We start from the raw sequence: 25751 nt of genomic DNA, 5'->3' as shown, positions 1-25751 counted from the left end.
AGGGCGGATGGGGATGGTGAACGCCCCGACGCTATCGCCGTCCGGGGTGTGCGGCGCCTCCGCGAACCGCTGGGTGGGGCCGGTCCGGTACGAATTCACCCGACCAGCACAGACGGACGGCCGCAGCGGACGCGGCGGTGTCTCACCAGGCCCCCGGCGAAGTCTCCGACGGCGTTACCCTTCCCCGGGCGAGCGCTCGCGCGATCGAACGCGCGATCGGCTGGCCGGTGTGCTCTTCGTAGAAGCTGAAGGCCGGACTGGGATTCACCTCGAAGCAGTAGACCTCTCCCTGGTCCGTCAGGGCGAGGTCGATGCCCGCGAGCGTGAGCCCGAGCCGAGTGGCGAGCGTCGAGCACCGTTGTGCCAGCTCCTCCGGCAGGTCCCAGGGAGTCAGTTCCGTCCGTCCGCCGTACCGGTGGGCGTAGCGGTAGTCGATGCGGTCGGTCTCGATCCGGGTCGCGAACAGCTCTCCGTCCACCGCGTGCACCCGGACGTTGACACCCCGCACGTAGCGTTGGAACTGCACCGGGCACGCGCGGATGAGCGGAAGGCGGTCGACGGCATCGTCGTCGAGCGGGCGGACGATCGACCGTATGGAGCTGATCGACTTGTAGACCACGGAGCCGTGGCGGGACAGGAACGCCCGGACGAGATCCGGATCGTTGGTGACCAGTGTCTCCGGGACGCGGAACCCCGCGTCGGCGATCAGTTGGGCCTGATACGGCTTGGACTGGTTGGACGCAGTCGCGGCCGTCCGGTTCATCACGCATCCAGGCGCGATCTCGATCCAGTTGCCGAGGACCTCGTGCCACAACGCGCAGTGCCGCACCGTCTCTTCGCTGGCCCCCTCCATTTCCGGCAGCATGCGCCAGTCCATGAGCCGGGTGTAGATGCCCGTCACGCTGGAACAGTCGATGGACCGACCGTTGTCCAGCAGACGCCCGTGGACCCCGGCGCCGTCGACCTCGATGTCCAGCGGGGTGTCCAGGAAGTGTCGTTGGTGCAGCATCGTGTACGGCAGGTCCAGCTGCTGGAGCGCCTCCGTGATCAGCACGATCGGCAGCTCGCTCGCGATGCCGCAGAGGACGATCACCGCGGCCTCGCCGGCAGACGGGTGAGGTGCTCGTGCAGGGATTGCAGGAGTGTGCCTCCTCCGACACGCAGATCGGGGAGGGGCGTGGCCCCGGCGAAGCGTGCTTCGCCGCCGTCGCGGAGGTCCAGGTCGATCCCCAGGAGGTCGGCATCGGCCAGCCGGGCGAGCCGGACGCAGGCGGGGACCAGGTCCCGTAGGCGCTCGCCGCCGAAGACCTGCCCGCCCAGGACCACCACGCTGTGGATAAGCGTGCCCTCCGGTTCGTGCTGGGGCTCCCGAGGACCGTCGACGTGAGCGTCCGCGCGGGGCGTGCTGGACAGCGAGAGCGAGGACACCGGCAGTCCCGCCCCGGCTGCGAGCACGGTCCACTCGGCGGCGGAGCGCCATGCTCCGGACAGGCCGCGTGTGCTGGGCCGGTTGACCGTGACGGGGGCTATGCACCTGAGCCAGCTGAGCAGGAGGGCGCTCATCTCCTCCATGGCGTAGGAAGTGTCGGCCGGTGAGGCGAACAGGAGATGGTCGACCGGTGCGTAGGACAGACGGTTGAGTACTCCGTCGATGTCGCCGCTGGCGAGGGTGCGCCCGTCGGGCAGACCGATCTCGAAGCTCGCCCGGTCGTCGTCGACGCGATGCGCGGACCGTGCCGAGCGGGTCAGTGTCTGCGGAGCGACGAGCTCGATCGGAGCGAGACCGCGCTTCCTCAGACCCGAGTACGCCCACCGCGCCGCCTGGTCCTCCGGATCGCACAGCACGAGCCACATGGCGGCCGCTACCGATCGCTCTGCTTGTCGAAGTCCTTGCCGTCCTTTCCGTCCTTGGCGTCCTTGGCCTCCTTCGTGTACTTCGCCTCCTGGCCGGCCCGGTTCTCCCGGTCCAGGGCGCTCGTCGACAGGTCGGGCCGAAGCTCGGGGCTGATGAAGTGGACGAGCTCGGAGACCGTCCGCTCGAGGCCGGCCAGTCGTTCGCCGACACCCCCTCCCATACCGCCCGGCATCTGCTGGAAGCGCTCGGTGAGCGTCTCACCGGCCTTCATATCGAGTTGGCCCTCTTTCCCCTTCTCGCCGCCCTTGTCTCCCTCCTTCTCCTTCACCGTCTCTTTCTCCGTCTTCTTCGAGCGGACCAGGAGAAGTGTCCTGTCCTTGACTGTCCGGTCCCCGACGTCGATGACGTTGCACTTCAGCGTGTATATGGCTTCGGCACGGTACGGACCGTCGGAATGGCCGATCGGGGCGACTTTGATCTCGATGCTTCCGCACTCATTGGGCGGGATGCTGGACGGTCGCCTTACCAGCGTGAAGCCGGCGCCCATGTCGGTCCCGATCGGGTCCCTGAACTCCAGCGCCGCGGTGCCCACATTGGCGATGTTCGCCACGATGTTCTCGAGCGGTCGACCCGACAACGCGTGGCGCCCCAGGCTCCGCTGCGGCATGGAGACCCGCGGCTGAAGTGTGTCCTTCGCGAGGTCCGACGTCACCCACACGAAGCCGAGCTCCTCCGGATCGTTGTTCGTGATCCGTACGCGCCACAGGCGGTCGTCCTTCTTGGAGATGAGCAGCTCCACCCTGAAGATGTCGTTGCGTTCACGGGTCCAGGAGGCCGTGCCCACTTGATTTTCGGACTCGTCGTGGACCGCACCCTCGCTCGGGGAGCGTGGCACGGTCGCGATCTCACCGGTACCCGCCCGCAGTTCGATGGTCGGCGCCGCCCCGCCGAGCGGCTCGCAGCCGGAACCCACCGCGATGAGACGGAGGAACATGGTCGTCGCCTTGTCGGACACGAGGAACGGGATCAGCCCGCTGGTCGCCCGGGAGGCGAGCCGCAGCGGTCCGTCCTCGGGGAACATCTGGAATACAGGGTCCATTTCTTCACCCGCTTTGCTCGATGGGACGCAGGCCCGCGCGGGGCACGACAGACATCACCGTCACCAGGTCCCCAGCGGAACGATGTCGGCATAGACCAGCCGTCCGGGGCCGTCGACCACCGTGCCGGTCTCGTTCGTGGTGGACGGATGCGTCTCGAACTCCTGGACGACGATGCGCAGGGGACGCCCGCCGCTGCCGGGGATGTCCAGCTCGCGGATCTGGCCGAGCCCTGCGGAGGTACGGAAGATGGTGGTCCAGCCGGCGCTGCCGATGCCCGCACCGTCCGACGCCACGCCAGCCTCGTCACCGGGTGCGGGGACGTCCGTGTGCTCGTACGCTGCCTGCGCCTGCGCGGTGCCGGCGCCGTCGCGGACCTGGAGTGCGGTTCGGACGATGTTCGTCCGGGGGCCGGCCGGCCCGAGCCCGTCGACGACCACACTGGCGCGCCCCGACGTCCGTGTGACGACGAGCCGCCGGTGGGGAGGGAGCTGGAGGGGCTCCGTCTGGACGGACGGGGAGAGGCGCGGCACGCCGGGGGCGGTGTGGGGCTGGTAGCGGGCCAGCGCCAGCCGTACGAACGGGAAGTAGGAGGCCGCCACGACCGGGGACAGGTCGATGTCGGCGTACCAGCGGTCGCCCTCCTCGTCGAACTGCACGGGATACGCGATCGTGCCCAGCGTGCGCTGCAGTTCCGGGAGTTCCACCTGTTCGGCCTCCGGTGCGTTGACGTGGTCCTCCGTGAGGATCGTCGGCGGGGTTCCGGTGTTCCAGATCGGATCTCGTCCCGCGACGCTGACGTACCGGAGGGTGTCGGCGGGGGCCGACGTGGTCGGCCAGGTGAGCACGGCGAGTGACTCCTCGTCCCCGGATGCGAACCAGGGTCGTTCGAGGAAGACCCGCAGGATCCCGCCGTGGCGCCACCGCGTGATCGACCGCTGCCCGTCGGTCGTCTGCGTCCAGCGGAACGCCGGGACGGCGTACTGGAGCTTCGGAGCGGGCGGTCGCGCGGAGCTGGGCACGTCCGTGGTTTCCAGGACTCCCTCGGCGAGGCAGGCGTGGGGGTCGGCCGCGACGGCCCGCGGGAAGCAGTCCTGGAAGCGCGAGACACCGGTCAGGCGGTAGGTGACGTGGCGGCGGCGGGTGTCGCCGAACTCCTGACGGATCACCGGGAACGCCTCGTGCGGCCCCAGGTGCTGGACGTCGTACGAGCCCACCAGCGCCTTCCGCTTCTGGAGGGTCGGCGGATCCGGCCGCACGTCGTCGTGGTCGGTCCATTCCGCGCGCACGTCGAGACGGCCGGTGCTGGGGATGTGGACCTGCAGCGCGTTGGTCCGCAGTACGGCGCTGGTGTCCCCGCTGTCCCGCTGGGCGTCCAGCCGCCCTGCTGGGTCAGTCAGAGGCCGCAGCACGGCGTGGACCAGGGTGACGGTCCGCGGCGGGGTGATGAGGCGGCTCCTCCCCTGGACGATGTGCTGGAACGTCGCGGGGTCGCTGGGGTTCACCCCCAGCCATCCCGCGATGCCGAACAGCTGGACATCCCGGGTCTTCGGACAGGACGCGATGTCGAACGTCACCTGCTCAGCGGGTCCGAGGGCGACCGTGAGGATCCGATGGTTCAGGGACCTGCTCACGGTGCAGCCCGAGGGGGCGTCCACCAGGCGCAGGGCTATCGACTGCAGCGCGGGCCAGTCGCCCCGCCAGACGGCGATCATGCGCGGGTCGGAGATCTCTCCGGGGCTGCCTGTCGTCGGGTCGATCGGCCGTGGCCGGGCGTTCAGGGCGATGTGGGTGCTGCCTGAGTCAGCCAGCCATGGCAGAGTGGCACCGGCCGCGGGGAGGATCACGTAGGGCGCCGGGCTGCCGGCATCGGCTTCGACCACGACCGCCCCGGCGATGTCGCGGACGTCGCGGTCCGCCCGCTTGGCGACCTCGAAGAGCCGCCGCACCTCGGTGGCGGGGGCGTCGGGGCCCAGCGCGGCGTCGAACCTTCCCTCGTGCTGCAGGGCCAGTTCGAGCGAGGACTTGGGAGCCAGCAGGATGCGCAGGTCGAAGGCACGATGCCCGTGCGCGGTCGCGTAGTCGCCGACCGAGGTGTCGCGGTCGCTCCGGATGACCATGCGGTCCTGCGTCTCGCCGTCCGCCAGCCGACGCGTCGGTACGAGTTCGGGCGGCGGCAACGGTTCGAAGCGCTGGTGGGTGAAGATCTCCGTCTGCTCCTCGGCGGCACCCGCCTCGTCGAAGCGCAGCCCGCCGCCGGAGAGGTCGGCGATCCTGACCCGCAGCCGGTAGTCGCGGCCGAACCGGAGCCGCGGCAACGACCCCGGCTCGCATTCGACGACCGCGTCGAACGGCGCGGCCGCCGCCTCGGTGAAGGTGTCGCCGGTGTCGACGACCCTCTCGGGCCGCTGGGCCACGAGGCTCCATCCGGCCCACCGCGCCACGGCCTGGTGGATGTACAGTGCGTCCTGCGCACCGGCGCCCGTGGTCGCCGGTGCGGGTCGAACGTAGCCCTCTTCCAGCAGGCCGCGCGGGCCGCCGCCGGAGGATTCCTGTCCGATCGGCACTCCGCCGATCGTGTAGCGGACCCTCCGCCGGCACAGCGAGTACCACTGCTCGGCCGCCACGTCCAGGATGTCCACCCGGTAGCCACCCAGGAGGGAATCGGCCGTCAGCGGAGTGGAGGTCAGACCGTCGGCGGTCGCCCGCTGCTGCGCCCTCTTCAGCTGTTTCCGGTGCTCCTGCTCGCGGTCGCGTTCGACGAGCGCGAATCCCGTCGAGCGCAGGGCGGGCAGGGCGCCGACCCAGGCCCCGGTCTCCGACGGTGGCCGAGTACGGTCCGAGGCGGCGGCGCCTACCATCCGCAGGGCGGCGCCGTCCACGTCGAACGGCATCACCTCGTACCGCGCGTTGCCGGAGGGGGCCACGCCGGTACCGGTCAGAGGCAGCATCCCCTTCTTGAACTCGGTTGCGTTCGTCCCGGGGAGGGACGCGGCCACGAAGCGCTTTCCGTCGAGGAAGTAGGCCGTCCACGGGGACAGGTCGTTCTGCGTGGCGCTGCTCCAGCCGGTCGGTGCGGAGCTGTCCGGATTCGGCCAGCGGGGGACGACCCGCAGCTCCTTCGGAGCCTGCGCCAGCTGGGCGGCCGGTACCGCCAAATCGATCAGCAGGCCGAGCGCCCGGAGCAGCAGGGGGTGGTCGGCGAGTCGGGCGACGGTCTCGTGGAAATCGCGCTCCGCCGCCGTGGATTCGTGTGTCAGCGGGGTGAAGTCCTCGTGGTCACGCCGGTAGAAGGCGTAGGCCTGGGCGAGGGCCGACCCCCGTGGGGACACCTCCGACGGTTCGCCGTCCGCCGGCAGCAGACCCGTCTGCCACGTCTCGCTGATGCGTCGGAGCGCCGCGCGGAGCTCGGAGTTGACCTCCGGCGCGTCGCCGCTGTGACTCAGGTGCGTTCGGGCGGTGGCCGTGTACACGCCGCGCACCTCCGCGGCGGCCTCGGACGCCGGGAACTCATGCACCCCGCGTGCGCCGTAGGAGGTCGGCTCGTAGGGGCGTACCAGCGTGCCGGCGGCGAACAGCGCGCGCCAGGCGGCCAGCTGCTCCGTCGTCGAGAAGGTGATCTCCTTCCCTTCGGCGGTGATGTGGGGCACGCGGCGCGACGTGAGGAGCTGCGATCCGCGGAAGACGTCGAACCGGACCGCCGACAGCCGCTGCGGCCAGCTCTGCATGCCGAAGTCCGACACCTTCGACATCGTCGCGGGGCCGAGAAGGCGGGGCGTCAGCAGCACCGACAGCAGACCCATTGTTTCGGACCCGCCGGTGAGCGGCACGGCCCTGGCCGGCATCGCGGTCCAGACGAACTGTCGTTGCGCTTGGGGGACGGCCATGGGTTACTCCGCTGCGAAGGCGCGGCAATAGGTGTGCCACGGGAACGACTCGCCCTGGGGCCCCAGCGCGTCCTCGACGGACGAGGCGTGCAGGTCCGAGGACGAGGCCGACAGGGCCTGCTCCGGGGTGAAGGCGAGGCTCGGGCCCTTGAAGCTCTCGCGGCATTCGAGTGTGACGGAGGTCGACCAGAAGGTCAGGTCGACCGTGATGACGAGCTTGGCCGAGCCGTGCAGTTCGTTGCTCTCCACGTTGTACGTGAGGCTGAGCGTCAGCTCCACGGAGACCCTGATCAGACCCAGGACCGACACGCTGCCGCCGATCCGCAGGTAGCCGGTGATTTCGATGGATCCGCCCTGTTTCACGAACACGACACCGCCGAAGACGTGTACTTCGCCACTCGCGACCCCGAAGTCCATGGCGACGCCGGCCCCGAACTCGATGCCGCCCACGAACCGTTGCAGGCCGTCGTCCGCACCCCCGGCACTGATGCCGAGCTCCAGGTAGCCGCCGCCGCCGAAGCCGGACACCGTCACCAGGAACGGCCGTTCCCGGGTGGCGAAGCTGAAGTCGATCAGGATGGGCCGGTTCTCCATCGACAGGGTGAGGCCGATCTCCAGAGTGAGGTTCTGGACGCAGAACACCCCCATGGGGACCGTGGGTACGGTGATCGCGTACGCCGCCTTGATCCGCGCCGCCGACACGTCGATGCGCGGCCCCGTGTTCCCTGTCTGCGGGATGAGGTCCATCAGCGTCTTGACGAAGTTCAGCTTTCCCGCGAGCCGGGCGTCCGCCAGGTCGAACGTGAGGCCGGGGCCCTCGCCGGAGTTGGCCGTGAAACGCACCCACCGGAACGTGAGGACCACCAGGGCGCCGTTGCGCGAGGGGATCTCCAGCGCGAAGTCCGTGATCTCACCGGTCGTACGCAGTTCGGGCCGACCGCCGACGACCTTCGACGCGACTTCGAGGAACACCGACGAATCCGCTCCCGGATGGAACGGCTCCACGGGCTGCGACAAGTCCTCCCTCCATGTCAGCGTCGCCGAGGGGGCGTTGGCGAGGTCGGACCAGGTGATCTTCGGAGGGGTGCTGATCACGGCGATGACGTCGCGGAGGGGGACGACGCCGAACAGCTTGGCGTCGGCGTCGAAGAGTTTCTTCGGATCCGTGGGGAAGGGGGCACCGACCGTCGGCCCCATCGTCCGCGAGATCTCGCTCACGGTCATGTTCGGGGCGGCGAGCATGCCCGTCCGTGCCCCGGCCGCCGCGAAGTTCAGCACCTTCCGTTCCAGGAGCGTCAGCAACACCTCCGGTGGCTGGGCACCCGTCCCGGTCTGGAGGAACGCCTTCGAGAACTCGGCGGGAACGGACGGCGCGGACCCGAGCAGCTGACGTACCGCCGGCAGTGCCACCTGGAGCCGCGTGACCTGCGGGTGGAAACCCACACCACTGGCGGAGGGACGTGCCCCGACGCCGCCGAACGACATGGCGTGCACCTCCTGGACGGCGCCCTGGAGAGGTTGCGACGCCGACTGCATGGCGAGCGGGATCCGGCGTCCCACGTCCGACGTCGGGCGCCCCAGGTCGCGCCGGATACCGGAGCGCGGACCCCGCGCGTACTCCGCGTCGAGAGCCGTGGCGCTGGACGTGCCGGTCGCAGCGTTGTCGACGAACAGCAGCGGCAGCCGCAGGTCGACCAGGTCCCGGCCCGCCCGTGCGCGGACGGTGAACTCGACCGTCGCACCGCCCTGCGTGGGCCAGAAGGCCTTGCCGGACAGCCACTGCGGCGTGTCCAGATCCGTGATCTGCAGGGGTTCGAGGGTGACCTGCTGGAAGGGGAACGCTCGCTCGTGCCGGCCGCCGGCGCCGATCCCGTAGGTGCGGGTCGGTTCGGTGACGATCAGCACGCGCTTCTTGCGCAGCGCCGCTACGCGGGGGTCGCCCACGTCGAAGCGCCGTTCCGTCATCTCGACGTATGACGCGCGGTGTCCGAACGGGAACAGCGCACCGCGCTGAAGGACCCGGACGTAGTAGTCGCGCCCCATGGAGGCCAGGTGGGTCCAGTCCAGCGCCGACCAGCTCACCGAGGCCTGGAACCACGCCCCGTAGGAGCTCAGGATGAGGCGGTCCACCGTCACCGGCTGGTTGGCGGGCAGCGCCCCGAGCGTGGCGATGTTGCCCACGTACGGCCCCAAGGGGGTCGACAGGGGAGCCGTGTCGGGCAGGGCCTGGTAGGGCCGTACAGTGAAGGGCTCCCCCTCGGTGGGTCCGGTGATGCGGCTGTGCCAGAGCTCAGTGGTGCACTGGTCGCTCGCGGCGGGCAAGGCGCGGTGGATGCGGTGCGTGCCGCCCGGCAGGGCCAGCAGCAGGCGCGTGGGCAGCTCCAGCCTGCTCGCGCCCTGCGCACCGGTGTCCGGACCGGCTACGAGGGTCAGCCTTCGCATGGCGTCCAGCACACCGTCGACGGTGAGCGGCACGACCGCCTCACCGATGGCGAAGTCCAGACGCGAAGGGCCTGCCAGCCGGGCCTGGCTGGTCGACCCGGACTCAAGCACCGTCTCGGAGACGTGCTGCGGAGGGAACTCCACGGTCAACCGGGCACCGGAGCTCGCGGCCAGGACCTCGACCACACCGTCGGCGCGCACGCGTTCCCGCAGACCGGTGCCGCGCACGGTCAGCGCGACAAGGTCCTGCGGCCGCAGGGCGTGATAGCCCTCCGCCTCGGCCCAGATGTCGACCAGCTGCCAGTCGGACCACGTGCGGTCGAACCACCGGTGCATCAACGCCACGCCCGCCCACACGGCGAGCACGTCGGTCCGCCCGTCGCCCGAGGACACCGCGGCGAGGCGGGTGGCGGTGTCCCGACCGTCGGCGAGGTCCCCTCCCAGGTCCTCCCAGCTCGCCGGATCCGTCCCCCTGCTGTGCCACAGCCCCTTGTGGCCGACGGTGAAGAGGTCCCGTCCGGCCGCTGCGAACCGAGCGGATGGCTCCCCGTCCTCGGGCGGACCTCCGAGCTCGTCCCATTCGGCGGACCAGCCGTCGGAGTAGCTCCGGCGCAGGAAGCGGTGCCGCTGTACATCGGACACGACGAGATCGAACCGGTCGGGTGCCACGGAGACGGCCTGGAGCGGGCCTGCTGCCCGGAGGCCCGAGCGCTGCGGGGTCGACCCGCCGTCCGACTGCCAGTGCACGATCTCCGAGCCGTCACTGCCGTGGAAGAGGACGTGCAGGCCGTCGGGGTCGGTCGCCGCGGCCGTGCAGCCGTTCGTCGCCGCCCGCTCGGTGAGTACCCCTCGTGACGTCCACGGCGCCCACTTCTCGTCGGCGAAGCGGCGGTGCCGCAGCTCGCGCCCGCCTGCGAGGGCGAACACCTCGATCCGGCAGGGTCCGGACGACGTGGCGGTGAGCCAGTCGGAGGTGGCCGGCGGGCCGGCCGACGACCATGGACTGCCGAGGGCGTGCCACGGACGCCATGTCCCGTCGAACGTCCTGTGCCACACACTGCCGTCGTCGGCGCCGAGGAAGATGTCGAGCCGACCCGGTTCGGGGGAGCAGGCGGCGAGCGCCTTCACTGTGTAACGCTTCATCGGTCATGACCTCGTCCGGAGAGGAGGGGCGGCAGTTTCAGGACGCGCCCTACGTGTCCACGTAGCGGAACTCTGGTCCGTAGGTATTGCCGCTGCCGTCGGGCAGTGCCGTGCCCATCAGGGCCACCGCCGGCTCCTCAAGGTCCCGCATCTTCTTCACGGCCTTGCCCAGCAGAGCCGTTGCCTGGGCCGGCACGTCCTGCTGCCACGCCTGTTCGATGAATCCCAGCATGGCGCTGTAAGCCCCGTTGACTTCGTCGAGGCGGTCCAGCGTTTCCTGCCCGGGCGCCGAAGGGCCTTCGCGCGGCCAGCCGCCGCTGGGAACGACGCCCATGAGGAGGCGGGGCGGCAGCGGTATCTCGGGTCCGATGAAGTCCCACCTCTCCGGGTACTCGTCGGGTACCTTCGCCAGTTCGCGCCCGCGGCGGATCTCGCGGAAGGCGTAGAAGTGGGCGAGCTCGCCGCTCTCCTTCGGGTGGGGGTTCTCGGGTGAGGCCGAGGTGCCCTCGCCCTGTTCCTTGATGACGGCGATTGCGGACTCGACGGCGGTCAGCGTGCGGAGCTCCTTGAGAGTGTTCCCCGCGCCGTGATGCCCCATGTTCTTGATCACCTGCCGGGCGCCGGTGATCAGTTCGGGATGGCTCCGGAACGCTGTCTGGATCGCGGTGTAGAAGGCCCCGATCGACGTGTGCGCCGCCTTGCTCTCCACGAGCGGGTCGTCGGGTTCCTCGATGCGTGCGTACAGATCCAGCGACTCCTCGGTCAGTCCGCTGAGGAAGACGGTGAGGCCGGGCCGCACGCCGCCCGGCAGGGGACCCGGATATTTCGGCACGGTCCTGAAGTCGGCGAGCCGGGGGGACCCGCCGATGGTGGTGAGCAAGTTGCACGCGATGCCCAGGTGCGACATCTCGTCGAAGACGATCGTCCGCAGCGCTTGGTGGACGCGTTCGTCCGGACCGGGGTCGACGATCGACCACATTCCGCACAAGTACGGCGGAAGGGTGGCGAGTTCCAGCAGGATCGCCTGCTGCAGCGATTCCTTCAGCCAGTCGGCTCCGCGGACTTCGACGGGCTGGTCCATCAGTTCGACGATCCGGTTGCTCTCGTAGTCGAGAACGGTGGTCATGGAGTACCTCCATCCGGACACGTTCCACGCGGTCTTGAGGGTAGGCAGGCCCCGTCACTCCGCCGTCATCGCTGCGTCAGCGGAATCATCCGGGAGAACCCGAGGGACGGCTCGACGCCGAGTTCCTCGCGGAGCAGCCGCCGGAACGCGTGGTAGTGCCGCACGGCTTCGATCACGTTGCCCTCGGCGAGGTGCGCGGACACCACGGCCCGATGAGCGCTCTCACGCAGCGGCTCGATGCGTATGCTCGCCAGCGCGGCTTCCAGGGCGAGTGCGGGCATGCCCTGCCGTGCCAGCTTCTCGGACAGGGCGTCGAGTGCGTGCAACCGCAACTGGCGCAGCCATTCCCGTTCGGGGACGACCCAGTCGTCGTCCCAGCCGGGCAGCAGATCCCCGCCGTTCAGCAGATCCCCGCCGTTCAGCAGGCCCACCGCTGCGGGACGGTCGAGGAGGGGTTCGGGGCCGTGCAGCACGCCGAGCGCGGTGTCGGCCAGGGCGCGGACGTCCACGCTCACCGTGTCGGCCATGGCCATGCCCTCCCGCGTGCAGCGGATGAGCGCCTGATCGCCCCGGGGTATTTTCCACAGCGTCGTGCGCAGACTTCCTCGCGCGCGCTCCTCCGGCACGTCGGGCCACAGGGTCCCCGCCAGGACCGAGCGGCTGACGCGTCCGCGCAGTCCGACGAAGGCGAGCAGGCGCTGGGCGTTGCCGCACAATTCGACGGGCTCGGCATTGAAATCCAGCCGGAACTGTCCGAGCAGCTGTAGCCGGGGGCGCCACAGGGGAGGGGAGGGGAGGGATTGCATCGGCCTTCCCGCGGGTTGAGTTCGCGTGAGCGGACTTCGCGCTCCACAGCCGCCTCCAATCGTACGTCAGGCAGGTGGCACCGGCTCGTCGACGCGCCTTTCCGGGGGTGGCGCAAGCGGGTGTCAAGGGGCACCCTGAAGAGGGGTGGCCTATTCCGATTCCGGGCGACTCCGGTGCGTGTGCACAACGGGAGGTGCCGTCATGGCGCAGAACATGATGAAGGGTCAACAAAACGACCTCGGAACGCTGATGGAGCGGGCCGCGAAGCGCGGCTCGACCGTGCCATTCGAAGGCTTCAGTCGCGACGACGCGAATATTCCGGGAAATTTCCTGGTGGTGGATTCAGGAGATTCCGTATTCTCCTTCGCCAAATCCGACATCATGGAAAAGGAAAAGATCGGAGAAGACCAGATCAGGGTGTGGGTGCGGACGGGGGCGACGGGTTTCCGCATGAACCGGATAAGCGCTGGTGGATCGAAGTCCCCCTTCGACGTGGAAATGGAACAGATGGCACCGCCGTCGTCCCCCGAGCTGCTCGGCATGCCGAGACCGGCCGGAACGCCGCCGACCGCTGAGCACATGGAAATGATCGCTCCACCGTCGGCCGTGGAGACGCCCGGCGCCCCAGGCCGCGCCGAACCGACCGTGGTGCCGGAGGGGGTTCCCAAGTCCATGATGCCTCTGCTCTCCTCCGTCGCCCACTACTGGACGGAGAGTTGCGTGGGCGGCGACTCGTACCCCAACAACTGCGCGCATTTCCTCTCGGACGCGTTCATCCGCGCGGGGTACACGGAACTCGTCGTCGCCAACCCACACATACACGCCCGCTGCGGCACGTGGGCCCACCGCCCCGTCCGGGCCCGGGACATGTGGTCGTGGTTCCAGTCCAAGGCGATACGTCACAGCCGGACGCCGGCTCCCCACACCGGGTGGTGGGCGGTCTTCCAGCTCGACGAGACCGTCTACTGGGGCGGCCACGTCGTCCTGTTCGACTCCGACACGTGGACGTTCTACGGCACCGGCAGCTGGCACGGTACCTGGCACCAGTACCTGTATCAGTGGTAGGTCCATTCGGACCGGTCCTCCGCAGCCCTGCGAAAGAAGTCCGGCCATGGCTGTTCACACTGCTCTTCCCACATTCTCCACCTTCGTGGAGTCCTTGCACGCCGCCGAATTTGAGACGTACCAGTCCCGTCCGGACAGTAAGGTGAAGGACGTCGAGGCGTTCGAGGGAATGCGTCGCTATCTCATCGAGCGGAACGCCGGAATGGTGGCGGCGTACTCCTTTGCGGAATCCGATGACGACATCGTGGACTGCGTACCCACTGAGCGGCAGCCAGGCTTGGCGAAGACCGGGGCCAAGCTGCTGCCGACGCCCGATCCGCCGCCCGAACCCCAGGGGTACGAGGGTCCCCCGGAGTTCGTCACCGAGCCGCCGCAGTCGCCCCCACCGCAGTTGAGGCCCGACCGCCGAGACCGCTACGGCAACCAGATGCTGTGCCCGGAGGACACCGTCCCCATCCTGCGGCTCACCCTGGAACAGCTCGTCAGGTTTCCCACGCTGGAGGACTTTCTGCGCGGTGGTCTGGAAGTACGGCGGGACGAGGAGGGTGTGGCACACCCGTTCGGGAAGATCTGGGGCAACGCGTACGACAGTCGCGACAACCACGGTGGTGCCAGTGGGGTCAACGTATGGGCGCCCCTGGTGTTCGGCGTCGAGTCCTCGGCGTCGCAGCAGTGGTACACGTCGGGCGCCCATTCGAGCCCCTTCCAGTCCGTGGAGTGCGGCTACCGGCTGGGTCCGCCCTTCGACAACAAGCCGCGGCTGTTCGTTTTCTACACGCCGGACACCTACACCTCCATCTGCTACAACGACTGGCATCCCGGTACGTGGGTGTACCGGACGGGCGCCCCGCACGTCCTCGGTACGGTGCTCACGGCTTCCACACCGGGTGCGCCCGTGCAGTACCGCATGGGCTTCTTCCTGACCGGTGGCGCGTGGTGGTTCAGCATCGGCGGCGACTGGATCGGCTACTACCCGGCCACGCTGTTCGGTTCCGGCATGCTGGCGACCAAAGCTGCCAGCGCCGGTTTCGGCGGCGAGGTGGGCGGGGTCGGGTCGTTCCCCTCGATGGGCTCGGGCAAGAAGCCGCCCGCGGGCTACGGCCACGCCGCGTACCAGCACGACGTGATCACCGCCCTGCCCACGGGCGCCGAGGCCGCCAACCTGACGCCCGAGCCCACCTCCGTGAACTGCTACGGCATCGAAGTGACGAACCACTCCGGTTCGTCGTGGGGCAGTTACCTCTTCTTCGGTGGCCCGGGCGGACTCAACTGCTGACCCTGGACCGCGGCCGCGGGCCGCTCGAACACGAAGGTCATGTAGTGATGAACATATCCCACACTGAACAACTGCGTGTCGTAGCCAGAATCCCGGTGGGAGCGAAGCCGGTTGGTGTGGCGGTGGATGTCCACAACCACGTCTTCGTCACCAACAGCGGTGCCAACACCGTGTCGGTGATCGATTCATTGACCAACACGGTGAGCACCACCATCAACGTCGGGTTGCGCCCAGAGGGCGTGGCAACCGATCCTCAATTCGGCGTCTGCGTGGCCAACGGCGGCGACAACACCGTGTCAATGATCAACAGATTCAACGCCGTCATCGCCACCATCCATGTCGAAGGCCTGCCCATCCCACCACCCAACACGACTGGGGTGGCGGTCGATCACATTCTGAGTCGCGCCTACGTGGCCAACCGTGGTAGCCACAGGGTCTCGATAATCAAAATCAGCGGCGAGCTGCCCTCCTTCGCCCCCGACTTCATCAATGTCCCTGGTCCCTTTGGTGTGGCGGTTGATCCGGTAAGTCACCGCGTCTACGTCACGCAACCCGGATTCAAGACAGTGTCGGTGATCGACCCTGCAACCGACGGGATCATTGCGACCCTCCCGGTAGGACTGCAGCCCACCGGTATCGTGGTCGACGCCCTGAGGCGTCGTGTCTACGTCGCCAATTCAGGAACCGACACCGTGTCTGTGATCGATATCGCTACCGGTGGCGTCGCTCATGTCAACGTCGCTGCAGGCCCCATGGGCGTAACGGTTGACTCCCGAGGCAACGTCTACGTCACCCAATTCGACGGCACGGTGAACGTCGTCGATGCCACGTCCGGCAGTGTGAGCGCCACCATCCCGGTGGGATCCCAGCCGAAGGGCCTGGCCTTCGAGCCCCACAGCGATCGCGTCTATGTTGTCAACAGCGGCGACGCCACCGTATCGGTGATCGATCTCGCCGCCGGTTAGAAGTCATCTCATGTGGGCTCCGGAGGTGAGCCCCGCCGTTACGCGGCGGGACTGCCGGGCTGGTCGTGGGTGGAGCAGTGGATGCCGCCACCGCGTCGTTGGCGACGTAGAAGTTGGCGTACGTCGATACGAAGTCGCCGCCCTCCTGTGATCCTGTCCAGGTCGGGCTGCGGCAGGTCGATGACTTCCAGGCGCCGTCCCCGGGCGTCGGTCGCCTTGGTGAGAACGGATTTCGCCTGGTCGGCCGAGCGGGACCAGGAGTCGGCGGGCATACCGGGGAACGCCTTGTGCAGGAGGACCACACCTGGCGCCGTGAATCGTACAAGGCTGTCCACGTGTGCGTCGTTGATCTCCTCGCCGCGCACGCCGGCCAGCCAGATCACCTTCTCGATGCCCAGGGTCTGCTTGAGTTCGGCTTCGATCCGGTCCCGGTTCAGCCGAGATCGATGTGCACCTGAGTCGACTTCACGCGAGCCGTGACCGTGATCCCAGGCGCCAGCTGCAGTCATCGACAGCTTCACGGGAGACCAGCGAAACCACGCGGTGCGGGCTTGCTTGGATCTCCACCTGCGCGATCACATCATCGGCCCGCACCGCGGTCACGATCCCGGTCAGGGAATTCCGTACCGACGTGACGATCTCGCTGCCCGGGGTTTCCGCCTCGGCAGCCCGGCCACGGACGAATGCGGCGAGTGCGACTCCGTCGATCAGGCGATTTCCCGAACCATCCCGCTGCGTCGGCAGACGCCCCTTATCGGCCCAGCGTCGGACGGTCTCCGGACTCACACCGAGCAGACGTGCTGCTTGACCAATGCTGTAAAACGGCATGCGGGCACCGGTGCGAACGGCTGCTTCCGCCGCGAGCTCGGTAGGTAGCCGGCGATGAGACAGGCCCTCCGGCAGAGCCGGGGAAAGGCATGCGGCTCCAGCGTCCCAAGGGCGTGTCGTCGGACTGGAAGATGGCCGCCACTCCGTACAGGCCGAGTGCGATGACGCCGGCACCGATCCAAATCCAGCCCTTGTGCTCGCGGATGCCCTGCCAGATCAGCCAGGCGCCGCCGATCTCGAAAAGGGCGGCCACGGCGAACAGGGCGACGGAACGAGCGACGGTCATACCCGCGGCCCTGACGGCGGCCCGCGCCGCTGATCTGCACGGGTCTGGTGCCCACGCGGCGGTTCTCCTCGGCGAGGCCGTTGAAGGGTATCGGGCATCACGGGTTCTCGGTACAGGCGGTCAAATCGTCACAGCCCGCCTCGACGCCTGCGGCCAGGGCGGCGCGCATGGTGGTGAGGTCGACAAACGTCGCGTCGACCTCGGCGAGTTTCGCGGCAGCCCGCTCATGGATTCCGGCGACGGCCGCCGTGCCGGTGGCAGTCGTCCTCCAGCAGCTCGGCGACCTCCTCCAGCGTGAAGCCGAGGCGGCTTTGGTGTGTGCGGGCGTCATGCGGCCAGGCCGGCGTTGAGGAGTTTGGCGGCTGTGCCGATGGAGCCGGGCATGAGGTGGCGGTAGGTCTTGAAGGTGATGTCGATGTTGTTGTGTCCCATCCATTCGGCGACGTCGGTGATGGGGATGTTGTGTGTGAGGCAGTTCGAGGCGAAGAAGTGGCGGAGGCTGTAGATGACCATGCCTTCGGGTATATGGAGTTCGCCTCGTCTCCTGAGCCGCTGCCACTGGTTCTGGAAGAGGTAGGGCTGGAAGGGACGGCCGGAGTCCTTTGGATGGCGCAGTAGGTAGCCGTCGGTGGTGCCGTGCTTCTTGGCGTAGGACTCGATGGCGTTCTTGGTCCGCTGGGGGAGCGGGACGTCGCGGTGTTCGCCGATTTTGCGGTGCTTGAGGCGGTCGTACTGCTTGGTGGACTGGTTGACTTGCTCGCTGACGCGGTAGACGTCGTCGGCCACGATGTTGTTGATGTTGACCGCGGCGGCCTCGCCGTTGCGTAGACCGCAGCCGCTCATCAGTTCCACCATGAGTTGAAACAGGTCATCTCCGGTGCCGCGCAGGGTCCGGAGTTGGGCAGGGGAGGGGATGGCGGCGCGTTTGGGGTCGTACTGAGGTGGGCTGACGCCCAGGAGAGGGTTGTCGTCGTAGAGGCCCAGGCGATGTGCGTCGAGGAGGATCGACTTCAGCTTGTCGTACGCATTGGACTGTGTCGCCAGCCCTGTTCCGTTGCGCTCCATAGTCCGGATGAAGTTGTCCACGACCCTGGGGTCGAATGTGCTCATCCGCCGGGTTCCGAGGGCGGGGTGGATGTGGTGCTGGAGGAGTGAGTCGAGGCTGACGAGTGTCGCGGGACCGAGGTGACGCTGACCGGCCTTCCACTCGGCGGCGTACTCCTTGAAGCGCATCTGGCCGTACTTCTCGATCCGCTCGGCCTTCGCTTGGCTCGCCTGATTCACAGGGGCGGCCTTCTTCGCTTTGTAGACGTCGGTCAGTCGGTCGATGGCCGAGTCCGAGGTCAGGAAACCCGACTCCTCGACCTGGTTTCCGCCGGCGTCTCTGTAGCGGACCTTGTAGAAGTGCGGGCACTTCGCCCACCGGGACGTGGGGTGCTCGCAGTCCTTGAAGAAGGAGCCCATCCCTCTGGCGAGCTTCTTGGTTGCCATGCGCCTGGATTCCTCGGATGCCGATGCTGACACTTTGCTGACCTCCAGCGACCCGAAGGGTGCCTGACCTGCGGAAACATTCCCTTGCATGGTTATCGAGTTCAACCAGATCTACCGCCGCATGGAGAGCTCGATGACGGAGGCCGCGCAGTTCACCGAACTGCTGCTGACACCGCCGACCGTGCTCGACCCGGTGGAACCGGAGCCGCTGCGGCGCGCGCCGACCGCCGATGTGCGGTTCGAGCGGGTGACCTTCGGCCACGAGGGCGGCAAGCCCCTCTTCGACGGCCTGGACCTGGCCGTGCCCGGCGGGTCGAAGCTCGGTCTCGTCGGCCGGTCCGGCGGGGGCAAGACCACGCTCACCCGGCTGCTGCTGCGGATGACGGACATCGACGGCGGCCGGATCCTGATCGGCGGGCAGGACATCGGCCGGCTGCGCCAGGCCGACCTGCGCAGCCTGATCGCCTACGTCCCCCAGGACCCGGCGATGTTCCACCGCACGCTGCGCGACAACATCGCCTTCGCCCGCCCGGACGCCACCGACGCGGAGATCCGCCGTGCGGCCGAGGCCGCGCACGTCACGGAGTTCGCCGACGGGCTGGCGGACGGCTTCGACACCATGGTGGGCGAGCGCGGGGTGAAGCTGTCCGGCGGCCAGCGCCAGCGGGTCGCCCTCGCCCGGGCCATCCTGCGCGACGCGCCGATCCTGCTCCTCGACGAGGCGACCAGCGCACTGGACTCCGAGAGCGAGATCCTGGTCCAGGACGCGCTGTGGCGGCTGATGGACGGACGGACGGCGCTGGTGGTCGCGCACCGGCTGAGCACGGTCGCCACCATGGACCAGCTCGTCGTCCTCGACCACGGACGGATCGTCGAACAGGGCACGCACCACCAACTGCTCGCCGTGGACGGCGCCTACGCGAAGCTGTGGCAGCACCAGTCGGGCGGCTTCATCGACGACACCACCGCGTCGCGGGCCGACCTGCGCTGACCGGGGGAGGAGCGGGTGCCAACGCCGGGAGGAGTGGTGCGCGCTCGTCGCCCACCTCGCCGGACGCCGAAATGGCCCGGCGCGGGTTCACCGGCCTCGACGGGCTCGGCGCGGCGGTCCCGAGGTTCTTCGCCCTGGACGTCCTGCGGGGGCGCGAACGCCGCAACTCCGGAGTCCGTTGACGGCTTGAGGGTGCGGGAAGGCGCGGGAGCGCGCGCGGGATGGCGTGGGAGCTCTCGGGATGGCGCGGGAGGTGAGCAGTTTAGGATGGGAACATGAGTGCGAACGAAGGTGAAGTGCGGCCCGCTCCGAGTCCGGATCTGAGCGGGGCGGAGCTGGCTCGCTGGTACTGGACGCTGGCCGAACTCACCGCGCTGGCGGGCCGGATGGACCTTCCCGCCGGAGGTGGGAAGGCGGCGGTCACGGCGCGGATCGCCGCCGCGCTGGACGGGCTCCCGGCCCCGGAAGCGGCCCACCGCCGGCCCGCCCGCGGTGCGGGCCGGCAGCTCGCCGCGCCCGTGGACGGCGCCAGCGTGATCCCGCCCGGGCAGCGGTGCAGCCAGGTGTTGCGGGAGTACTTCGTCCGGGAGATCGGGCCCGGCTTCCACTTCGACGCCTTCATGCGGGACTACGTCGCCCAGGGCGCGGGGCGCACCCTCGCCGAGGCCGTCGCCCACTGGCACGCGACCCGGGGGGAGGCGGCGCAACCCCGGGAGATCGGGGCCCAGTTCGAGCTGAACCGGTTCCTCAGGGACTGGCACGCCGGCCACCCGGAAGGTACCCGCCCGCAAGCCCTGGCCGCCTGGCGGGCCCACCGCTCCAGCCCCCGGGAGGCCGCCGTCACCCTCGGGGGGCAGTGAGCTCCGGCTCTGCGGCATCCGGCTCTGCGGCATCCGGCTCTGCGGCATCCGGCCCCGCGGGCTCCGGCAGGCGCCGGGCCAGGGCCCAGGCCAGCAGGGGGAGTGCGGCCAGCGGGAGCAGGGCCGTGTGTACCGAGGCGGCGTCGGCCGCCGTGCCGATCAGGGGGCTCGCGAGGCCGCCCACGCTGACGGTCAGGCCCAGGGTGACCCCGCTCGCGGTGCCCATGCGGTTCGGCAGGTAGTCCTGGCCAAGGGTGACCTGGAGCGAGAAGGGCACGTACAGGGCGGCCGCGGCCAGCGCCGCACAGACGTACACCAGCGGCAGCGGCAGGAAGAGGATGCCGGCGACGGCCGGCGCCACCGCCGCGTAGGCGCGCTGGACGGTGGTGACCCGCCCCCAGCGGGCGGCCAGCCGGCCGCCCAGGAGGGTGCCGCCGGCGCTCCCGGCGAAGAGGGCGAACAGGGCCACCGCGCCGGCGGTCTCGCCGCCGCCGCGCTCACGGACGTACAGCGCGATGAAGGTGCTCAGGCCGGTGAAGACCACCGAGCGCACGACGACCACCAGGGAGAGCCGCAGGAAGGCCCGCCAGTCGTCGCGGGGGCGCCGGGCCGGCGCCGGGGGCGGGGTCGCGGCCGCCCGGCCGGTGGCCGAACGCCGCGCGGACGGCGGGCGGTTGAGGAACACGCCCAGCGCCGCCGGGGCGGCCAGCAGCCACCACCCCGCCGGGCCCGGGAGCGCCAGCGCGCCGACGACCAGCAGCGGGGCGCACGCGAAGCCGATGTTGCCGCCGAGCGCGAACCAGCTCATCGCACCGTGCCCGGGTCCGCCCACCGTACGGACCAGCCGGGCGGCCGCCGGGTGGTAGGCGGCGACGCCCAGGCCGGACAGGGCGACGGCGGCGAGAGTGGCGGCGTACCCGGCGTCGAGTCCGACCAGCGCCACGCCCAGCCCCACGGCGGCGGTGGCCAGCGGGATGAGCCAGGGCATCGGCCACCGGTCCGCGAGCGCTCCGAACAGCGGCTGGACCACGGAGGACAGCAGCGAGGCGGCCAGCACGATGCCGGACGCGGCGGCGTACCCGTACGAGCGCTCGGAGACGAGGAACGGCACGAGCGCGGCGACGGCGCCCTGGTAGACGTCCACACAGGAGTGGCCCGCGGCGAAGGCGGCCGTACGGAGCCGGGTCGGCCCGGGCGCCGAGACCGGCGTGGGCATGGGCGTGGGCATGGGCGTCGGGACAGGGGACGAAGGCTGGGACTGGGACTGGGGCGGTCTCATGGAGGTCACCGGTCGAGAATCGCCCGTGCCGCAGGCGGCCCGCTTCCGATAAATTGCCGGATGATGCAGAAAATCCGCCACACCCCGCGCGCGGCGACGAGCATGCGCGAGCTCGACACCCACCACGGCATCGATCCGCACCGCCACGACGACCACCAGATCTGCTACGCGGGTTCCGGGGTGCTGTCCGTGACCACCGACGCGGGCACCTGGGTGGCCCCGACCACCCGCGCCCTGTGGATCCCGGCCGGAACCGTGCACGAGCACCGCGCCTTCGGCCGCGTCGACCTGCACAGCGTGGGCCTGCCCACCCGCCTCAACCCGCTCTCCCTGTCGGCCCCCGCCGTGCTCGCCGTCGGCCCCCTGCTGCGCGAGCTGATCCTCGCCTACACCCGGGCCCCGCAGGACGACAGCGCCGAGCGGCGCCGGATGCTGGCGGTGCTGCTCGACCAGCTGCGGGCCTCGCCGCTCCAGCCGCTGCACCTGCCCGCTCCCTCCGATCCCCGGCTGGCCGCGGTGTGCGCACTGCTGCACGCAGATCCGGCGGACCGGCGCGGGCTCGCGGAGCTCTCCGCGCAGGCCGGGGCCGGGGCGGGGGAGCGGACCCTGAGCCGGCTGTTCCGCGCGGAGCTGGGCATGACGTTCCCCCAGTGGCGGACCCAGCTGCGGCTGCACCACGCGCTGCGGCTGCTGGCCGTGGACACCCCCGTGACGGCGGTCGCGCACCGCTGCGGCTGGTCCTCGACGAGCGCGTTCATCGACGTGTTCCGGCGGGCCTTCGGACACACGCCGGGGGTGCACGCCAAGGGAGGCTGACCGACCCCCTCTGTCCGACCCCTCCGTCTGGCCGTCCGCGCCCCGCCGGGTCAGCATGGGAGGAGGCAACCGGCTCGGGGCCAGGCGGTCGGGAGGACCCATGGCGCACACCCCGACGACCGACGTGCTGATCGCGGGCGCCGGTCCGGTCGGCCTCAGCGCGGCCGCCGAACTGCGCCGGCACGGCGTGAGCTGCCGCCTCGTCGACCGGCTGCCCGCCCGCCTCCCGTACGCGAAGGCGGTCGGCATCCTGCCGCGCACGCTGGAGATCTGGGACCGGATGGGCCTGGCCCGCACCGTCATGGAGGCCGCCGTGCCCCTGCGCGGTCAGCTGATGTACGTCAACGGCACCGAACGCGCCCGGATCGAGCTCATGCTGCCCCCCGAAGTGCCGTACCGGTTCGCCGCGCTGCCGCAGTACGAGACCGAGCGCATCCTCGAAGAGCACCTTGCGGCGCTGGGCACCGTCATCGAACGGGGCACCGAACTGCTGTCGTTCACCCAGGACGGGGACGGGCCCGGAGGCGGGGTCACCAGCCTCCTGCGCACCGCTTCCGGCGGCGAGGAGGAGCTGCGCACCCGCTACCTGATCGGCTGCGACGGAGCGCACAGCACCGTGCGCAAAGGGCTCGGACTCTCCTACGAGGGCGGGGCCTTCGCCGAGGAGTACATGCTGGCCGACGTCGTGAGCGACTGGGACCTGCCCGAGGGGTACGGACTGCGGTCCATGCACCAGGGCACCGACGGGTCCACCGACGACGTGCTGGTGTGCATCCCGCTGCCCGGCAGGGGCCGCTACCGCATGTCGATGCTGGTCCCGCCCGAACTCTCCGCACAGCCGGCCTCCGGACCGGCGGGGGGCTCGGCAGGAGGCCCCGGAGCGGGCGACGGCGTGCAGCACGGGCTGGAGGGCGGCCGGGTCCCCGAGCTGTCCCACATCCAGGCCGTCGTCGACCGCCTCGCCCCGGCCCCCGCCACGGTCTCCGGCATGCGCTGGTCCTCCGTGTTCCGCATCAGCCACCGCATCGTCGACCGCTACGGCGACGGCCGCGTCTTCGTCGCGGGCGACGCCGCGCACATCCACCCGCCCACCGGCGCCCAGGGCATGAACACCGGGATCCAGGACGCCTGCAACCTGGCCTGGAAGCTCGCGCTCGCCCTGCGGGGGTCGGCCGGACCCGCCCTGCTCGCGAGCTACGACGCCGAGCGCCGCCCCGTCGGCGAGGAGGTCGTCGGCCGGACCGTGCGGCACGCGACCCAGGGCATGGAACACGAACAGGACGACGTGCGGACCGTGTTGCTCCGCCAGGCCCAACTCCTCGTCGGCTACCGGGAGGGACCGCTCGCCGGCAGTCCGTTCGGCCCGGCCGGCGCACCCCAGTCCGGTGAACGGGCCCCCGACTGCTCGGGGTTGACCGTGCCCATTGCCGCCTACCCCTCACGGCTGCTCGACGTCCTGCGCGGGCGGGTCGGCCACGTGGTGATCCTGTACGGGGCCGACGGCGCGGCCCTGGCCGAGGCCGCCGAACAGGCCGTGACCGCGGGGTCGGCACTGGCGGAGGGCGGCGCGGACGGGAGCGGCTCCCTCGGCCCGCCGGCCCCGGCCGTTCTGGCCGTCCTGGCCCGCGAGGCCGCACTCGACGCCGCCGCCGGCCTGCCCGTCGCCGTCCCCGGATACCGGGACGCCGCAGGCGAGTTCGCCCGGCTGTACGGCGCCGACGGCCCGACCGGATTCCTCGTACGCCCGGACGGGTACCTCGGCGCCCGCTTCCCGCTGTCCGGCACGGCGGCGGCCCTGTCCGGCTACCTCGCCTCGCTGTCCGCCCCACCTGCCCCGGCGGGGACGGCCTAGGCGCGCGAGTACCGCAGCAGCACCACCCCGGTTCCGAACGTACGGGTCTCCTCCAGCCGGAGCGGGACCAGGCCGTCGGAGGGCGGGAAGAGGGGGTGGCCGCGGCCGATGCGTACGGGGTGCACGTAGATCCGGTACTCGTCCACCAGGCCGTGGCGCAGGAACGAGGCGGCGAGGTCCGCCCCGCTCAGGGTCAGGTCACCGCCCGGGGCGGCCTTGAGGGCCGCGACCTCCTCCGGGACGACCTCCCGCAGCACGGTGGCCTTCGGGTCGGCCTGCTCGGCGGCCAGGGTGCGCGAGTACACGTACTTCCGCGCTGAGCGCCAGATGCCCGCGAAGTCCTTCTCCACCGCGGTCGCGGCCGGATCGGCGCCGGCGGTGGGCCAGTAGGCGTCCATCTGCTCGTAGGTGACGCGGCCCATCAGCATGCCGCCGACCGACCGGACTTCGTCGTTCATGTGCTGGTGCAGCTCTTCGTCGACGAGGCCCCAGTCGAGCTGCCGCTCCGGGCCCTCGTAGTAGCCGTCGAGGGAGACCTGCGACATCAGGATGATCTTTCCCATGACGGACCAGACTACGCGCCGTCCATACTGGACGGCGTGAAGAGCGAAGCCGACACCGCAGCCATGGCCGACACCCCCGACACCGTCCTGTGCGCCGTCGAAGGCCGCACCGGGGTGATCACCCTCAACCGCCCCAGGGCCCTCAACGCCCTCACCCACCCCATGGTGCTCCGCATCACCGAGGCCCTGACCGGCTGGGAGCGGGATCCGGGAGTGGAGCAGGTGCTCATCCGGGGCGCGGGCGAGCGGGGGCTGTGCGCCGGCGGGGACATCCGGGCCTTCCACGACGACGCCAAGGCCGGGACGCGGGCCTCGGCCGCCTTCTGGCGCGACGAGTACCGGCTCAACGCGTACATCGCCCGCTACCCCAAGCCCTACGTGGCCCTCATGGACGGCATCGTGATGGGCGGCGGAGTCGGCGTGTCCGCCCACGGCAGCGTCCGCGTGGTCACCGAGCGTTCCCGCGTCGCCATGCCCGAAACCGGCATCGGCTTCGTCCCGGACGTCGGCGGCACCCACCTGCTGGCCCGCGCCCCCGGCCTGCTCGGCACCCATCTCGCCCTCACCGGCACCGCGGTGGGCGCGGCCGACGCGCTGCTGTGCGGGCTCGCCGACCACTTCGTCCCCGCCGACCGGCTGCCGGCGCTGACCGCCGAGCTCGCCGGGGCCCCGGCCGGGGAAGTGCTGGCGCGGTACGCCGCCGAGCCCGGGCCGGGGGTGCTGGCCGGGGCGCGGGGCTGGATCGACCACTGCTACGCCGCCGCCACCGTCGAGGAGATCGTGGACCGGCTGCTCGGCTACGGGGACCCGGAGGCCAAGCAGGCGGCCGAGACGGTCCTCACCAAGTCCCCGACCGCCCTGAAGGTGACCCTGGAGGCAGTGCGCCGGGCCGCCGCGCTCGGCGCCCTGGAGCCGGTGCTGGAACAGGAGTTCCGGGTCTCCTGCAATGCGCTGACCTCGCCCGACCTGGAGGAGGGCATCCGGGCGCAGGTCGTCGACAAGGACCGCACCCCGCGCTGGTCCCCGGCCACCCTCGGCGAGGTCACCGAGCAGGAGGTGGCCCGCTTCTTCGCCCCGCTCGCCGGGGAGGGCCCCGCGCTCGCCGCGGGGTGAACCGTCCAC

Annotated in this window: 19 protein-coding genes and 3 pseudogenes; 8 read left to right on the top strand and 14 right to left on the bottom strand. The window is 70.3% G+C overall.

The annotated features are described in order from the left end of the window. Positions 1–142: 142 nt before the first annotated feature. From ACODT5_RS08685 to ACODT5_RS08655, 7 genes are all read right to left on the bottom strand, one after another. Positions 143–1093, bottom strand: coding sequence for an MvdC/MvdD family ATP grasp protein (locus tag ACODT5_RS08685; RefSeq protein WP_422518601.1), 951 nt, complete (start codon positions 1091–1093; stop codon positions 143–145). After that, complete coding sequence (locus ACODT5_RS08680; protein ID WP_422518600.1) at positions 1090–1854, bottom strand: hypothetical protein; 765 nt, start codon at positions 1852–1854, stop codon at positions 1090–1092. Before ACODT5_RS08680 ends, ACODT5_RS08685 begins: the two co-directional genes overlap by 4 nt. A gap of 8 nt (positions 1855–1862) precedes the next feature. After that, the gene (locus tag ACODT5_RS08675) at positions 1863–2954 is read right to left on the bottom strand and encodes a hypothetical protein (protein ID WP_422518599.1); all 1092 of its coding nucleotides are present in this window, start codon (positions 2952–2954) and stop codon (positions 1863–1865) included. Between the two features lie 60 nt (positions 2955–3014). Then, positions 3015–6839 (bottom strand): hypothetical protein, encoded by a 3825-nt coding sequence (locus tag ACODT5_RS08670; protein ID WP_422518598.1) that lies wholly within the window; start codon positions 6837–6839, stop codon positions 3015–3017. A gap of 3 nt (positions 6840–6842) precedes the next feature. After that, positions 6843–10424: a PLL family lectin gene (locus ACODT5_RS08665; RefSeq protein ID WP_422518597.1), complete on the bottom strand. Its 3582-nt coding sequence runs from the start codon at positions 10422–10424 to the stop codon at positions 6843–6845. A 49-nt stretch (positions 10425–10473) separates the two neighbouring features. Then, positions 10474–11550 (bottom strand): ferritin-like domain-containing protein, encoded by a 1077-nt coding sequence (locus ACODT5_RS08660; protein ID WP_422518596.1) that lies wholly within the window; start codon positions 11548–11550, stop codon positions 10474–10476. 65 nt (positions 11551–11615) lie between these two features. Continuing rightward, positions 11616–12356, bottom strand: a complete 741-nt coding sequence (locus ACODT5_RS08655) for an AfsR/SARP family transcriptional regulator (protein ID WP_422518595.1) — start codon at positions 12354–12356, stop codon at positions 11616–11618. Between the two features lie 202 nt (positions 12357–12558). Here ACODT5_RS08655 and ACODT5_RS08650 point away from each other — a divergent pair, with 202 nt between their 5' ends. The 3 genes from ACODT5_RS08650 to ACODT5_RS08640 are packed head-to-tail and all read left to right on the top strand — an operon-like array spanning position 12559 to position 15663. Further along, a complete protein-coding gene (locus ACODT5_RS08650; protein WP_422518594.1) occupies positions 12559–13422 on the top strand; it encodes a hypothetical protein in 864 nt (287 codons plus the stop codon). Positions 13423–13468: 46 nt separating this feature from the next. Then, a complete protein-coding gene (locus ACODT5_RS08645) occupies positions 13469–14698 on the top strand; it encodes a neprosin family prolyl endopeptidase (RefSeq protein ID WP_422518593.1) in 1230 nt (409 codons plus the stop codon). A 47-nt stretch (positions 14699–14745) separates the two neighbouring features. After that, positions 14746–15663 (top strand): YncE family protein, encoded by a 918-nt coding sequence (locus tag ACODT5_RS08640; RefSeq protein WP_422518592.1) that lies wholly within the window; start codon positions 14746–14748, stop codon positions 15661–15663. Between the two features lie 38 nt (positions 15664–15701). Here ACODT5_RS08640 and ACODT5_RS08635 read toward each other — a convergent pair. From ACODT5_RS08635 to ACODT5_RS08615, 5 genes and pseudogenes are all read right to left on the bottom strand, one after another. Next, positions 15702–16097 (bottom strand): annotated as a pseudogene (locus ACODT5_RS08635) (agmatine deiminase family protein); the annotation flags it as partial. Between the two features lie 31 nt (positions 16098–16128). Beyond that, positions 16129–16491: a helix-turn-helix domain-containing protein gene (locus ACODT5_RS08630; RefSeq protein ID WP_422518591.1), complete on the bottom strand. Its 363-nt coding sequence runs from the start codon at positions 16489–16491 to the stop codon at positions 16129–16131. A 115-nt stretch (positions 16492–16606) separates the two neighbouring features. Next, positions 16607–16777 (bottom strand): annotated as a pseudogene (locus ACODT5_RS08625) (YnfA family protein); the annotation flags it as partial. Between the two features lie 97 nt (positions 16778–16874). Beyond that, positions 16875–17108 carry a hypothetical protein gene (locus tag ACODT5_RS08620; RefSeq protein ID WP_422518590.1) on the bottom strand — a complete coding sequence of 78 codons (234 nt, stop codon included), beginning with the start codon at positions 17106–17108 and terminating at the stop codon, positions 16875–16877. After that, positions 17105–18268, bottom strand: a complete 1164-nt coding sequence (locus ACODT5_RS08615; protein ID WP_422518589.1) for a tyrosine-type recombinase/integrase — start codon at positions 18266–18268, stop codon at positions 17105–17107. Before ACODT5_RS08615 ends, ACODT5_RS08620 begins: the two co-directional genes overlap by 4 nt. Before the next feature lie 88 nt (positions 18269–18356). On the opposite strand from ACODT5_RS08615, the pseudogene ACODT5_RS08610 reads away from it, so the two are divergent. Both ACODT5_RS08610 and ACODT5_RS08605 read left to right on the top strand, forming a co-directional pair. After that, positions 18357–19259 (top strand): annotated as a pseudogene (locus ACODT5_RS08610) (ABC transporter ATP-binding protein); the annotation flags it as partial. 275 nt (positions 19260–19534) lie between these two features. Continuing rightward, positions 19535–20119: a DUF6434 domain-containing protein gene (locus ACODT5_RS08605; RefSeq protein ID WP_422518588.1), complete on the top strand. Its 585-nt coding sequence runs from the start codon at positions 19535–19537 to the stop codon at positions 20117–20119. On the opposite strand, the gene ACODT5_RS08600 is transcribed toward ACODT5_RS08605, so the two are convergent. Further along, positions 20100–21335: an MFS transporter gene (locus ACODT5_RS08600; protein WP_422518587.1), complete on the bottom strand. Its 1236-nt coding sequence runs from the start codon at positions 21333–21335 to the stop codon at positions 20100–20102. The two genes, ACODT5_RS08605 and ACODT5_RS08600, sit on opposite strands and share 20 nt — an antisense overlap. Before the next feature lie 126 nt (positions 21336–21461). Between ACODT5_RS08600 and ACODT5_RS08595 the strand changes: the two genes are divergently transcribed. Both ACODT5_RS08595 and ACODT5_RS08590 read left to right on the top strand, forming a co-directional pair. Next, entirely contained in the window at positions 21462–22214 is a 753-nt protein-coding gene (locus tag ACODT5_RS08595) for an AraC family transcriptional regulator (RefSeq protein ID WP_385368435.1), read from the top strand. A 100-nt stretch (positions 22215–22314) separates the two neighbouring features. Then, positions 22315–24066, top strand: a complete 1752-nt coding sequence (locus ACODT5_RS08590; protein ID WP_422518586.1) for an FAD-dependent monooxygenase — start codon at positions 22315–22317, stop codon at positions 24064–24066. On the opposite strand, the gene ACODT5_RS08585 is transcribed toward ACODT5_RS08590, so the two are convergent. Beyond that, positions 24063–24629 (bottom strand): dihydrofolate reductase family protein, encoded by a 567-nt coding sequence (locus ACODT5_RS08585; protein ID WP_422518585.1) that lies wholly within the window; start codon positions 24627–24629, stop codon positions 24063–24065. The two genes, ACODT5_RS08590 and ACODT5_RS08585, sit on opposite strands and share 4 nt — an antisense overlap. Before the next feature lie 63 nt (positions 24630–24692). Between ACODT5_RS08585 and ACODT5_RS08580 the strand changes: the two genes are divergently transcribed. After that, on the top strand, positions 24693–25742 hold the full coding sequence (locus ACODT5_RS08580; RefSeq protein ID WP_422519596.1) for an enoyl-CoA hydratase/isomerase family protein: 1050 nt from the start codon (positions 24693–24695) through the stop codon (positions 25740–25742). Positions 25743–25751 lie beyond the last annotated feature (9 nt).

The sequence above is a fragment of the Streptomyces tatrensis genome (genome assembly GCF_049310065.1).
Taxonomy (GTDB): domain Bacteria; phylum Actinomycetota; class Actinomycetes; order Streptomycetales; family Streptomycetaceae; genus Streptomyces.
Note: the sequence above shows the minus strand (reverse complement) of the source record. Positions and strands in the feature narration are given on the sequence as shown.